Source organism: Paenibacillus sp. NPDC101420 (assembly GCF_050277435.1).
Classification (GTDB): domain Bacteria; phylum Bacillota; class Bacilli; order Paenibacillales; family Paenibacillaceae; genus Paenibacillus_AQ.
Genome location: NZ_JBNNSE010000008.1, coordinates 79,750 through 95,041, shown reverse-complemented (window position 1 = coordinate 95,041; position 15,292 = coordinate 79,750). Strand labels below are relative to the sequence as shown.

Genomic DNA, 15,292 nt, shown 5'->3' with positions numbered 1-15,292 from the left:
CACCTCCATCTAGTCCCGTGATCAGCCTACGCTCATACCATTACTTTATAATCCTGAAATAAATGGCCGGTACCCGTCTCTGCGAACAGCTGCTCGAATCTTTCCACTGCCTCTTCTGGCGGTGTGCCCTTGGTCTTAAACACGCTTTCCAGCATAAGCACAGCTTCTTTCATTTCACTTAAACTAGGTTCTCTTCCTTCCTGCTCAAGTTTCTCTTGCAGTTGTTGAATTTGTTTGTAGGGTTCAGATACTCCCTTTTTGTAGGCTACTTGATCCCAATTGCGGTTTCTAGTACTGACAGCAATCCCTAGGCTTCGAGCTAGCAGTGATAAAGCTGGCCGAGAACCTGATGTTGGAACGGTTTGAACCTGCTCAACGGTCTCCTTGATTACTTCAAGGGATGGCGACTTATCAAAAGAGAGGGTTTGTATTTCAGGCGCTGTTCTGCTCATAAGATTAGTGAGTACGGCGCCTGGCCCAAACTCAATCGCTGTGGTGACCCCTTGTTCAGCCAAATATTTCATACTGGCAACCCACTGAACCGGAGCGACTATCTGTTTCACTAAATTGGCAACAATTTGTTCTCCACCTTCATAAGGACGACCAGAGATATTCGAGAGGACTGGAGTTCCAAACGGCCCTTTCTTAAAGCTGTATTTCAACAGCTCCTCGGAGAAACTTTCTGCTGCTGGTGCCATCAATGAACTGTGAAAGGGTCCCCCCACTTTTAAAAGAACTGCGCGTCCTCCAATACTCTTTAAAGCTTCAATCGCCGATTGGACTGCTTCTTTATTACCTGAAATCACAATTTGTGAAGGAGCGTTAATATTGGATATAGCAACTGAGTATCCATCCCGCGATGCCAACGCACATTGTTTTTCAATCTCTGCTTGATCCACTCCGCTGATCGCAGCCATGGCTCCTGCTCCATCGGCTGCTGCGGCTTGCATTAGCAGCCCTCTTTTACGGGCAATTCGGATGGCATCCGTCAGGGATATCGCACCGGCGCAAGCTAATGCGGAAATTTCTCCAAGACTATGTCCAGCCATCAGATCCGCCTGGGCGCCGATTCTATTCATATACACGCGATAAGCGGCAACACTCATGGCCACTAAAACAGGCTGCGTATTCTCCGTACGGGTTAGTTCCTCTATACTGCCTTCGAAAGTCAGCTTAGCTAGATCGAATCCAGCAGCTTCGTTTGCCTCTTCATATACTTCTTGAGCTTCGGGGTATAACGGCACCCAATTTTTACCCATTCCAGCATATTGAGAGCCTTGACCTGCAAATAAAAATGCGATTTTGCCCATGTACAATCACTCCTCTTCTATATTTGGACCTCAAGCATTTTGACAACGCTGTCCGCGTACTTCTCCAAAAATTCAAAAACCTTAGCTTCTTTCCACAGATCTGTACGATAATCACAGATACATTCATAGCCCTCTAAATCCTCAACAATTTGCACATATAAATCAGCCTGGTGAAGACTCATATTCTCCTCATATTCGTTATAAGAGAAGTATGGCACGATCGATTTGCTGTTCTTCAAGCGATCCGTTTCCAGCCAATCAATAGCTTGATAGACCGGATAGCCATCTGAGCCTTTCAGTCCTGAAATAGTTGTAGATACCTGTTCAAGAAGCTCATTAAATTGATAAATGTCATCGAAATCTGTTGTAACCGGCACAATCCATTGCAGATCCTCTGAAAGGACCTGGACCACAATTTCTTCTTGCACACTCATTTCAAATATCTGATAGAAGAATGCAGCTAAGAACAAGCTAGGTAGATCAAAGGTAGACCCTTCCTCCCAATCACGCAGTTGCTCCGCTCTCCATCCCTCTAGACGGAATCGAATGTTTCCATCCCCTTCCTCTTCCTCGAGGCTTCGCAAGCAATCCGCTCTAAGCATTACTTCTGTATGAACGGGTTCGATCACCGCTGGCTGTGAACTCTCATCTATAAAGCACGCAAGCTTGGATATGGACGGATAATCAAACAAATCAACGACTTTTACTTTTCCCGGAGCCTCCTCCTCTAATCTGGCATGAACTGATACTAAAAGCAGAGAATTCCCGCCTAGATCAAAGAAGTTATCATCGAGACCAATCTGCTCGACCTCTAGCAGCTCCCCCCAAATCCGAGAAAGCATCTGTTCAGTCTCCGTCTTGGATGAGGAATATAGAACCTCCAGCATAGGTCGTGCTACACTAGGCTCCGGTAAAGCGCGTCTGTCGATTTTCCCATTCGGGGTGATCGGTAGCTGCTTCAAATACATATAAGTCGAAGGCATCCATGCCTCGGGTAAGGTCTCTGAGAGGAACAATCGAAGCTGCGAAACCGGAATCTCCTGTCTGGCCTCATAATAAGCAACAAGGTATTTACCAGATTCCTCATTCTCACGGGTTGTGATTACACAGCCCTCTACTTCTGGATATTGAGACAATCGATTTTCGATTTCCTCGAGTTCAATACGAACCCCTCGAATCTTGACCTGGTCATCCATTCTTCCGATGAATTCTATGTTTCCGTCGGAAAGCCATCTGGCGTAATCACCTGAACGGTACATTCTCTCTCCCGGCTCGAAGGGATTGCTAACAAACTTAGCTGCAGTTAATGCTTCATTATGCAGGTAGCCTCGTGCGAGACTATCCCCTGCGATACACATTTCCCCAATCACTCCCTCTGGTTGTAATGCTCCATACTCATCAACAATATAAATCCGCGTGTTATGAATTGGGCGTCCTATATGATTGGCTAAGCGGGAATCGTAAATGGTATAGCTGGTAGCGACAACGGTATTCTCTGTGGGGCCGTAGTTATTCACCAGCTTATAAGGTGTATTTCGCGTCTGCTTCAGCCGATCACCACCTGTAAGCAGGATACGAAGTGATGGACTATGATTTGGCAGCCTAATGAATCTTTCACAGATGGAAGTGGGCAGAAAGCTAATGGATATCCCCTTCTCTTCAAAAAAGTGATTAAGCATCACCATATCAAGCTTAGCTTCCGCAGGAACAATGTGGATGGAAGCACCAGCCAGCAAGTAAGGAAATATCTCCCATACTGATGCATCAAATCCGAACCCAGCATATTTTGTTGCACGATCGGTAGCCGTTACCTCGAATTGATCCAGATGCCAGAAGCATAGGTTGAGTAAAGCTCGATGCTCAATCATGACACCTTTGGGTGCTCCTGTTGATCCTGATGTATAAATAACATAAGCCAGATCTTCAGGAGTATATGGCACGTTTGGATTACCTAAGCTCTCTTCCTCGTCCCCTTCCCCCAAAACCTTCAGATCAAGTAATTTTCCTCCATAATGTTTGGGCAGTTCCAGTTCTGTCTGGTATAGCATCGCCTCTGCTTTACTGTCATTCAGCATGTACTGAATACGGTCCAGCGGATATTCGGGATCAATCGGCAGATAAGCAGCTCCTGACTTTAAAATGCCAAGTATGCCACTGAACATCTCCAGTGAGGGCTGAGCCATAATACCTACAATGGAGCCCGAACCTATGCCTTGTGCTTGCAACTGGTGAGCAATTCGATTGGCAGCTGCATTAAGTTTCTGGTAAGTAAATTGCTGATTGCCGGATGTGACCGCCGCTTCATCCGGCGTCTCCAGTACTTTCGATTCAAACAGCTTAACCACGGTTTGGGTCTGCGGATAAAGAGTAGCGATAGGGTTGAATTCATAAAGCAATCTGTTCTTCTCCTCAGGAGGAACAATATCAAGCTGCATTAACGGTTGATTGGGATGGCTCAGGGCTTCCATTAACCAATGAAGCAATTGGCCCGAGAGGGTAGAAACCTTCTCCGCTGAGAACAACAGGCCGTTGTATACTACCTCCAGAATCATTGCTTCATTTCGCTCTACCAGAGCAAAAGCCATTTCCGCACCAATAATTTCCGCTTCTTCTGCACTTTCGAGTGCTTCTGTAAGCACTAGCGTTTTCCAAGGTGACTCTCCTCGTTCTACCTTAAGGGGCTCCAAGCTTTTTTTAGGCTTCAAAGATGATCTCTTGATGGAATCCTCGGTGAAAGATTCCATGATGCCCGATTCTACAAGCTGTTCCATCAAAGAAGAACCAGGATCGATAGAAGTCAGCACAGGATATACCCTTCTCTCCACCTTCGAACCAGTTGCACTTTTCGTTAGCACCCCGGTTGTAATCAGTTGATTACCGCAATATTTGAAGAGCATATATTGCACGGCTCTTAACAGTAGAGAAACTTTTCCGCTGGAGGAGTTAGATACCACCTCCATTACTCTTTCAGCTAGAGCAGAGGGTAAGGGTATTCTGCACTGCTGAAATTGATAGACTTCTTCAGAAAATAGATTTCTCTGTTCATGTTCCTCAGGAAATCCACTCCAGATTAGCTCCCCCTTAGACTGCTGCTTCTCTGAATCATCGCTAAGATCCCATAACTTCCGATCATGCTCTTGCTCCGGAAAGCCGCTCATGACCCGTTTATTTACTGCCATCTCTTCTCCTCCTTTTGAATATCATTCATTCCTTACTGACCTCCTTCTACAATAAATTAGGAGTATATCTCTTCAGCCGGAGAGTGGATATCCACTTCCTGAATATAACAATCAGGAGCCTCTGCCATGGTTCGAAGAACCCGCATATATTGGTTGGCCATATTGACTACGGTCTCTTCGCGGAAAAGCGAAGTTCTATAATTGAAGCTAAAGTACAATTGATCGCTTCTTTCCCCGGCGAACAGTGCCAGGTCAAACTTGGTTAACCCTGAACGTATATCCAGCCTTTGAACGGCAAGCCCATTCATCACCGGATCTGCTCCTGGATCCGCCAAGCTCTGGAGCTCGAATAAGGTATCAAACAATGGATTTCGGGATGCTTCTCGTGCAAGCTTCAGATCACTGATCATATGCTCGAAAGGGAAATCCAGATGGTTAAATGCAGACAACGTCTCCTCCTTCAACTCTCTAAGGAAGGTTCTGAAGGTCTTCTTCCCTTGCGGACGGCTGCGAATAGCAGCTGTATTCACCAACATGCCCACCATGGAGCTTAAATCGCCATGACTTCTACCAGATACGCCACAACCGACAATAACATCCTCGCTATCCACATACTTGGACAACCAAATATGATAACAAGCAGCCAGCACATTGTTCAGGGTAGTTCCTTCCGTTATGGAAAGCTTCTTCAGGGCTTCCCTCAATTCAGGCTCTGCTTCAAAGCAGACGTCCCTGCCTTCATACGTTCTAGTTACAGAGCGAGGGTAGTCGGTCGGGAGATCTTTAGAGGGAAGAACACCTGAAAACATCTTCATCCAATAGCTCTTTTGTTCACTGTACATCTCGGACTGTAGAAAGTTCTCCTGCCATACAGAGAAATCCTTATACTGCACTTCCAGCTTCGAAAGGCCTGTTCCGTTGTATAGCGCAGTTAAGTCGCGAAGCAGAACAGATATTGAGGTTCCGTCTGAAACAATATGGTGCATGTCAAGGAACAATACATTTCTCTGCTCATGAATGTTAAGCAGAACGGCTCGGAATAAAGGAGCACGAGTCACATCAAAGAATCTACTATACGATTTCAGTGCTTTTTCCAGACTAACCTCAGGGATTTTTCGATACCCCATGCGAAATGGAACTTCGGAATGAACCTGCTGTACAATCTTGCCTTGATTCAGATTAAAGGAGGTTCTTAACGGCTCATGCCTTGCAATCAACTGCTCCAAGGCCTGTTCTAACCGGGTACGATCCAGAACGCCGTCAAGCATAAGCGCTACAGGCATGTTATAGACCGTGCTGCTCTCCTGCATCTGGTTCAGTACAAACATCCGTTTTTGCGCTGAGGAAGCAGGGTACAATCCGCTAGCTTCCAGTGATACTACAACTCTTGCCAAGGTCTCCCGCTGCTCTTTTTCAAGTAAGCTTGCAAGCTCCCGGATGGTTGGATAATGGAACAATTCAGCAATAGCCACCTTAATGCCCATTTGCTTATGAATTTCGGACACCAGCGAGATCGCCCGGATCGAATCGCCCCCGAGTTCGAAGAAATTATCCGAGGCATTCACCCCCGTCTTCCCTAGAACCTTATTCCATACCTCTGCCAGACTGCGTTCACACTCATTCTGGAAAGTTGTATCCTCATTTCCTCGCTTGGAGGTGAACTTAGGGGCAGGCAATGCTGCAATATCCGTTTTCCCATTAGACGTCAGTGGGAACTGCTCCAGATGAATAAAAGCGGCTGGAAGCATGTAATCTGGAAGACGACAGGATAGATGCTTCCGCAATTCTCGTTCTTCTACCTTTCCCTCGCCGATAATATAAGCACACAAGTATAACTTGCCTTCATCATCCTTTCTGCCGATAACAAGCGCTTGGGTTACCTCTTCATGACGGAGCAGCTCGTTCTCAATTTCATCGGTCTCAATCCGGTAGCCGCGAATTTTGATTTGACGATCTATTCTTCCGATGTAGCAAAGGTTTCCGTCTGGCAGCCACTTCACCAAATCCCCAGTCTTATACATGCGTTTTTCAGGAAAATAAGGATTGGAAATGAACTTCTCTGCGTTCAGCTCCGGTCGATTCAAGTAACCGACAGCCAAGCCTGTACCTGAAATACATAGCTCCCCTTCCATACCTGCTGGCATCAGAAGATGATCCTTGCCAAGTACGTAGATCTCCGTGTTTGTAATCGGCTTACCAATATATACAGGTCTATCCGGCTGCAAATTTCTAAAGAAGGTTGTTGCCACGCTATTCTCCGTAGGTCCGTATTCATTCATCAACTCTGTGTGTGGGAGCAGCCGTTTGCTCTCTTCAATCACGTGTTTCGTAATCTGTTCACCCGCCAATGTCACTTGATTTAGCGAATGCAGACGCTCCGCTTCACAGCATTCGAGAAGAGCCAGATACAGGCTAGGCACTGCTATAAAATGAGTTACATGGTAATCAGAAATACTGTCCGCGATAACAAACGGATCCTTAGCATCACTATCAGACAGTAGAACCACTCGACTTCCCGAGATAAGTGGAGTGAATAGACTCGTCAAGAAGCCATCGAATGAGAAAGAAAATAACTGAAGCACAGTGTCCGAGATCCCGAGTGCATAAGCCTCACGGCGCCATTGCAGCGTATTGGCTATACTCCGCTGAGTAACGGCCACTCCTTTTGGTCTTCCCGTCGTACCCGAAGTGTAGATGACATAAGCTAGGTCATCTGGTGATTTCTTCAAAGGCAATGTTCCCTCGTCCTGATGCTCCACCGGATTTTCAAAATTAATCACCGTACCTGAGAAACTAATCTTCTTGCTTCCTTGTTCATTAGTTAGCAGCCACTTGGCTCCGCAATCCTCCAGCATGAAAGAGATTCTTTCCTGCGGGTAATCAGGATCAAGAGGTACATAAGCCCCTCCAGCTTTCCATATCGCTAGAATTCCGATAACCATCTCGATCGAACGATCCAGCATCACAGCAACCGTAGCTGAAGGTTGAATACCCAAGCTGACAAACCCTCTTGCCATTTGCTCTGCACGCTCGTTTAGCGCTCCGTAGGTGATCTGTGAGTCGCCATGGACTAATGCGATCTGCTCGGGGTTCGATACTGCCTGCTCTTCAAACAACAGGAGCAAAGTATTATTTTCCTCGTATTCAACCGCAGTGTTGTTGTAGCCGAACAAGAGCGCCTCTTTTTCAGCTCCATTCACCATCTCAAGCATGGAGATACTGGCATGAGGACAGCTACACAACTGGCTCAACATCTCAGTAAAGTAACGACTAAGTCTTTTTACCGTCTCTAGCTTGAATAGTTGGCGACTATAATCCCATTTCAGTGAGATCCCGCCAGCTACCTCTTCCACAGCCACTAGTGTAAGATCCGTCTTGGCACTACCAGCACTGTTCTGAATAGGTGTGCATACGGTATCTCCAAACTGAAGTCGGCCTGTCTCGGTATTCTCATAGATGAACATGGCGTCAAATAGTGGATTACGGCTAGCATCAGGCTTTACATCGAGTGCATGAACTAAATGATCGAAAGGATAGTCCTGATTTTCAAAAGCATTCAGTGTAGTCATTTTGATCTCTTGTAGAAATTGCTTTCCTGTTTTATCGAAAGCTGGATTTCCTCGAATGACCAAGGTTTGAGCGAACATCCCTACCGTATCGTGGATATCACCCTCTGTTCTTCCCGCTGCCACGGTCCCTACAAGTAGATCTTGTTCTCCAGTAATCTTGGCTAACATGATTTGAAAAGCGGCCATTAAGACCATATAGGATGTCGTACCTGTCTCTCGACTGAGTGCTCCGATCCTTCCGAACAATTCCTCATTCAATGTGGCCGTCAAGCTGGCACCTTCAAAGGAACGAACAGCTGGTCTCGGAAAATCCACTGGCAAGTTCAACACCGGAATATCACCCTGAAGTTGCTCTATCCAGTAGTTCTCTTGAGCCTTCATACTTTCAGAGCGGATGAACTGCTGCTGCCAGACTGCATAATCCTTATACTGGCGCCACACTGGTGGTAGTAATTCCCCACGATAGAGCTGCATCCACTCTTTAAAAAGAATCGCTATTGAGCTGCCATCACTTATGCTGTGATGCATATCGAGCATGAGCAGATACCTTCCAGTAGACAGTGTTCCGATTCCGCAACGTACCAAAGGTCCTTTGGTAAGCTCAAAGGGACGAATAAAGCTTCCAATCATCTCCTCTGATTGCTCTTCTGTCCCTTGGTAATGTTCAAGTGGAATCTTCTGCTCTGGCAGAATCCGTTGAGCCACCGTCCCCTCTACCTCTTCAAATACAGTACGTAAAGCTTCATGACGATTCGTTAACTCCTGAAGACTTTCTCCCAGTCTTGCAAGGTCTAGCTCCCCATCCAGGTATACCGCAAAGGGGATATTGTAGCCGATACTATCCGGTTCTCTCATGGATGAAGCGTAGATCCGCTGCTGTGCAGAAGATGCCGGGTACAACACCTGAAACTCTGCCACTGGAACAACCCGTTCTAAGTTAGGCTGCGCCAGGTTCATATTCTCTGATAATTGTCTAACCGTCGGACCTGAAAATAATTTTGAAAGTGGCAGATGAAGCTGAAATCGCTGCTGTATTTTGGCTAAAAGGACCATCGCCTTCAGCGAATGTCCGCCAAGCCTGAAGAAATCATCATGCACACCGATACTCTGAACACCCAGTACTTCCTTCCAGAGTTGCAGTAGCAGCTCTTCTTGTGTATTCGCTGGTCCTTCAAAGAGTTGATCGCCCGCTTCTAATAATCCGTACATTGGCTCAGGCAGAGCCCGAGTATTCACCTTGCCATTTGAGGTTAAAGGCAGTGCATCCATAAAGATGAAATGGGCTGGAATCATATATTCCGGCAATCTTTGACTTAAGTAATGGCGGATATCCGTCGGCTTAAGCAATTCGTCAGTAACCAGATACGCGCATAATTGCTTGTTTCCTATACCGTTGTCCTTGGCGAGCACTACCCCCTCTTGCACTCCAGCCAACTGTAGCAGCACTGCCTCTATTTCCCCTGGCTCTATACGAAATCCACGAATCTTTACCTGTTGATCTATTCTGCCGTGGAACTCTATCGATCCGTCCGGAAGCCAGCGGCCCAAATCCCCCGTCTTATACATCGTGCAGCCTTCCAGATATGCATGCTCTACAAATTTATCTGCGGTCATCTCCGGTTGATTCAGATAGCCGAGCGATAAGCCATCACCGGAAATCATAATTTCCCCGAGCGCACCTATAGGCTGCAATTGATGGTAACGATCCACAATGAACACTTGGGTATTGGAGACCGGTCTGCCGATCGGAAGGGTCCCCGAATTTGAAAGAGCCTTTACTTCCTGGTAAGTAGCGAACACCGTGCTTTCCGTTGGACCATAAACATGAATCAGCTTATCATCACCAAAGGTATCGAGTGCTTTACGAACATGATTCACAGAAACGCGTTCCCCTCCGAAGAGGACTTTCCTTACCTGAGACAAAGCTTCAACGTTCACATCCACGACGGTGTTGAATAATGCGGTGGTAATAAACAGTAGCGAAATGCGTTCGTTCTCGATCATCTTCGTCCATTCCGTGATATCCGAAATCGACTCCTTGTCAATTAGCACCAGCTTAGCACCATTTAAAAGAGCGCCGAAGATATCAAAGGTAGATCCGTCGAAAGCATAATTGGACAATTGCAGCAGTGCGTCATCTTCAGTAATTTTGATATAGTTAGTATTCCTTACTATGCGAATAATGCCGGAATGACTGCTTATCGTTCCTTTCGGCTTGCCGGTAGATCCTGAAGTGTACATCACATAGGCTGGAGAGGAGGAATCTATCTGACAAGGAAAAGGTATGAATGATTCGTTAACCTGAAGCGCATGCAGACCATCGAGCCAGATCACTTCACGCAGAACTTCTCTCGTTGTTTCATGAATTTTTGTTACTAATAAGCTTTGGGTTAAAAGTACCTGAATCCGTGCATCCTCAATAATGGTGCCGATACGTTCTTGTGAATACTCTGGATCTATAGGTACGTAGGCTCCGCCTGCTTTCAATATTCCTAAGATCCCAATGATCATTTCAAATGAACGTTCCACCATCAGCCCCACTCTATGACCTGGGCCAACACCTTGAGTTCGAAGCAGATAAGCCAACCTTCCAGACTGCTGATCTAGCTCCTCATATGTCATTTGCTCTTCACCAGAGACTAGGGCAACATGTGTAGGAAACTTTGCCACCTGCTCCTCAAATAACTGTGGAACCGTTAGATCTCTTGGATAGTCCGTCCAGGTATCGTTAAATTCCTGAACAATGACTGCTCTCTCTTCCTCGCTCATCAGCTGCAGTTCTTTTATTGGGGCATCTGTCTTCCGAGTCATCTCCCGTATAATATTCAAATAGTGCTCTGTAAAACGCCGTATCGTCTCCTGGTGGAACAAATCAGTTCCATACTCCCATCGGAAAACAATTTCATCCATACGCTCCTCGGCAAACACCGTCATATCAAACTTGGCTATCTTATAATCAAAAGGATAGTAAGACAGCTTGGCATGGCCCAGTTCAATCTGCGGAACATCCATATTCTCCAGAATAAACATGGTATCAAAGATCGGATTCCTGCTTTTTTCTCTTCGTACTTGAAGCACATCCAGCAGCTCGTCGAAAGGGTAATGCTGATTCTCGAATACATCCAACGAACGTTCCTTGATTTCTTTCAGGAAATCAAAAACGGTCTTGTCACCTTCCGGATAATTTCTGTGCGCTACCGTATTCACGAACATGCCCATCGTCCGTTCCAAATCCGCATGTGGCCTTCCCATGGAGACTGAACCGACAATAATATCCTCTTGCCCCGTGTATTTTGATAAAAGAATGTTATAGGCTGCCAGCAAGACCATAAATAAAGTGGCACCCGTTTCTCTAGACAACCGCCGAATATCATCGACAACCGCTCCATTCAAGGTGAAATCAATAAAGTCACCTTTGAAGCTTTGTATAGCTGGCCTTGGAAAATCACTTGGCAGATTCAAGACGGGAAGATCGTCCTGAAGTTGTTCCTTCCAGAATTTCTCCTGTTTACCGCGCTCCTCCACTCCTTCTGAACTCAATCTCCACTCAGTGTAATCCTTGTACTGGATAGTAGCTTCTTCTATAGAATAACCAGCATAAAGATCCATCAGTTCCTGAAATAAAATCGCTGTGGAGATGCCATCAGAAGCAATATGATGAATGTCCATCAGTAGCAGCTGTCTTCCATCCTCAACCCGAACCGTCTGTGCTCTGAGCATCGGAGCCCTGTCTAAGGCAAACGGAGTAATAAACTCATCAATTAATGAAGCAACAGAATCTCTATCTCCTGTAATATCCGGGACTTCAAAAGAGAACTCCTGATGCACTTGCTGCATTAGCCCTTCCTCCGTCATAAGATAAGACGTCCGCAGAATTTCATGCCGTCCGATAATATCTTTCATGGCCTGCTGCAACCGTACGCGATCCAGCTCCCCATCCACGATCCATATATTCGGCATATTATAGGTGGTCGATTGATCATCCAGCTGACTTAAGGCGTAAATTCTTTGCTGCATTGGTGACGCCGAATACATCACCCGTGACTCAGCTGCCGGGATTGGTAGCTGTACTCGCTGGATCGCCCCTCCCATCCAATCCGCAAGACCTGCTATAGTGGAAGTGACGAATAGTTGTTTAAGTGGCACCTCGATACTAAGCTCCTTTTGAATTCGAGATACAAGCACCATGGCCTTAAGCGAATGACCTCCCAGTAAGAAGAAATCATCTTGAATACCTACACGTTCTATATTCAAGACCTCTTGCCAGATATAAGTCAGCTTGCTCTCCAGCTTATTGCGTGGAGCTTCATAGATGTTGTATAAGAAAGCACCTGCTTCCGGTTCGGGAAGCTCCTTCTTATTGACTTTACCGTTAGAAGTTACAGGTAAGGTAGCCAGCTCCATGAAATAGGTCGGGATCATAAAATCAGGTAATAATTGAGTCAGGAAAGCTCTTAACTCTGCTGGTTTCAGACCTGAATCTGTTACATAATAGGCGCAGAGTAAATTTTGTCCGCTGGAATCCTGACGGCCAATCACGACCGCATCTGTGATGTCCTTATGCTGCTGTATCTGATATGCCACCTCTGCGGGTTCCACTCGGTAGCCTCTTATTTTTATCTGATCATCTATCCGTCCTAGGTAAGCAATAGAACCATCTGGCAGCACTCTACCTCTGTCACCTGTACGGTATAATCGTTCTTCACGTCCTGATAAAGACAGGATTAGAAACTTACTGCTATTCAAATCCTCACGGTTTATATACCCTTTGCCTACTCCATTTCCAGCAATGCAGATTTCCCCGGCTAAACCCGTCGGCATCAGATGATTGTTCTTATCCACAATGTAGATTCTAGTATTATCAATAGGTTTGCCAATCGTAGGCATCTGACTAAATCGCTCTAATCCATCTCGTTCCATCCAATGAGCAATACTGCCGATTGTAGCTTCTGTAGGGCCATAATGATTCATTACTCGAATGTTACTGCTAAGCTGGAAAGTCCGTTCCACGTCCCTCACATGAATCGGTTCACCGCCAAGTACTAGCACTCTCAAGGATGGGAAGAACAGATCCTCAGCCTCTGTTTCGTTTTGCAACGTGCTGTAAAGTGTTGGTGTCATTTTTAAGAAGGTAAGATTATGAACTCTACCATATTCAAGAAGCCGCTGTGGAGATGCATATAACTCTTTATCCAGTAAATGAAGTTCGCACCCACTTACCATTGCTGAGAAAAGAGCGGTATATCCGAGGTCAAAGGCAAAGGAAGAGGTTAAGGCCGTCTTATCACTGGACCGAAGCTCTGCTGTACGCTGGAACCAGATCAAGTAATTCACAAGATTATGGTGAGCAATCGCGACTCCTTTAGGAACTCCCGTTGTTCCACTGGTATAGATCACATACACCGTATCCGTTGGATCATTATCCGGCCATTGGATCTCCGCACCATTCTCCATTTGATTGCTATCTAGATACAACGTTTCTACCGGAAGTTCCTCTGCCCGAAGATTGCCCTCTTGTGTAATTAACAGCCTTGCTTCACTATCTTTTAGCATATAAGCTTGCCGTTCTGCCGAGAATTCAGGATCTATCGGTACATATCCAGCTCCCGCTTTTAACACACCCCAGATTGCTACGATCATCTCTAGCGAAGGCTCTGCCATAATCCCTATAATATCTCCGGGGCCTATCGCCCATTCTCTGAGCTCACGAGCGAGCGTATTCGATTTTCCATCCAGCTCAGCGTAGGTCAACTTGCTTTCGCCATATACGAGTGCAACGTTATCCGGATTCTGAATAGCCTGTTGCTTAAGCCACTGTGTAAGGGTCCCTGGCTGTTCCAAAGCAGAATACTCTGTTCCCTTTGCCGATCCTGAAGTAGCAGCATCTGTACCTGATAGCAGCATCAATTCGCTGATTCTCATATCCGTCCGATCCAGAAGACTTTCGGCAATTAATTCGATATGTCTTTGAATGCCCTCTATAAAATCCTGATCATATACCTTGGTGTTGTAACCCAAACGTATGGAGATTTCTCCACTAGGAACGATTACAACATTGAAGTGATAGTTGGTCTGTTCGAAGACCTGCACTTGGCTTAATACAAAGCCAAGATCACGTTCATTTTTTAATTGAATCCCTTCTTCTAACGGGTAATTCTCAAAGACAAGCACATGGTCCAGAAGCTCCCGCTTGAGTAACGAAGCGTTCTGAATTTCAGGTAAAGCTACAAATTCATTCCCTGAAGAAAGTGCTACATGATCTCTTACCGTTTCTAGCAATTCTGCAAAAGTAGTCTGATCATTTCTGCGAATACGAACCGGAATGGAATTGATGAACATGCCGACCATCTGCTCAATCCCGCTCACCTCTGGTGGACGCCCAGAGACCACCGAGCCAAACACTACATCATCTACATTATTATATTTCTGTAGTACAATGCCCCAGATCATATGCAGCATCGTACTGAGCGTAACACCACTCTTTCGGGCTAAGGCCTCTAATCTCTCGGTCAACGCCCGGTTTACGGTAAAGTTCACTTCTGAGAGCGAGTAGGCTTCACCTTCGACATTATCCAGCTTCCATGCAGGAACTCCCGCACGCTGCTCATATCCCGACAAATAATGGTTCCAATAATCCATCGCTGAATCTTTATCCTGCTTCTCTAACCACTGAATATAGTTAGAGAACGGCAACACCTGCCGAGTTCTTATCGGTCTGTTTCTTTTAAGCTGCCGATACATACGTCTGAAATCCCGTAGTAGCAAGCCCACACTCCAGCCATCAAGTATGATATGGTGAAACGTCCATATGACATCGACTCGGCGGTCGCTCCGCTCAATAACCGTCAACCTGACAGGAGCATCCAGCGTTAAATCGAACGGCTGACTTCTGTCCGATGCTTTATATTGTTCTATAAATTCAGATTGTGCTGTCTCATCCAACCCGATAACCTGTTCTGTACGAATACCCTGCACCCGCTGCTTCAGCACGACCTGCACCGCTTTTTTCACATTCTTGTGAATGAACACGGTACGTAGAGCCTCGTATTTCTCAACGATTAGTGCGATCGTCTTTTCAAAGATACGTGGATTAAATTCGCCTTGCAGACTAAAATGAAATTGCTCTAGGTAGACGCTGGAAGCTGGATGCATTAAATGATGGAAGAGCATTCCCTCCTGCATAGGTGTCAGAAAATAAATATCCTTAATATCCGCCTTTGTATACATTTGCCTC

Annotated in this window: 3 protein-coding genes; all 3 read right to left on the bottom strand. The window is 45.9% G+C overall.

The window, feature by feature from the left end; translation table 11 throughout:
* Window positions 1–32: 32 nt before the first annotated feature.
* From fabD to ACQKMP_RS26140, 3 genes are read right to left on the bottom strand one after another with little or no spacing between them, the layout of a single operon-like run.
* Window positions 33–1,310 (bottom strand): ACP S-malonyltransferase, encoded by a 1,278-nt coding sequence (gene fabD / locus ACQKMP_RS26150; protein WP_427471826.1) that lies wholly within the window; start codon window positions 1,308–1,310, stop codon window positions 33–35.
* A 17-nt stretch (window positions 1,311–1,327) separates the two neighbouring features.
* Window positions 1,328–4,489 (bottom strand): amino acid adenylation domain-containing protein, encoded by a 3,162-nt coding sequence (locus ACQKMP_RS26145; RefSeq protein ID WP_427471824.1) that lies wholly within the window; start codon window positions 4,487–4,489, stop codon window positions 1,328–1,330.
* A gap of 56 nt (window positions 4,490–4,545) precedes the next feature.
* On the bottom strand, window positions 4,546–15,285 hold the full coding sequence (locus ACQKMP_RS26140) for an amino acid adenylation domain-containing protein (protein ID WP_427471822.1): 10,740 nt from the start codon (window positions 15,283–15,285) through the stop codon (window positions 4,546–4,548).
* Window positions 15,286–15,292 lie beyond the last annotated feature (7 nt).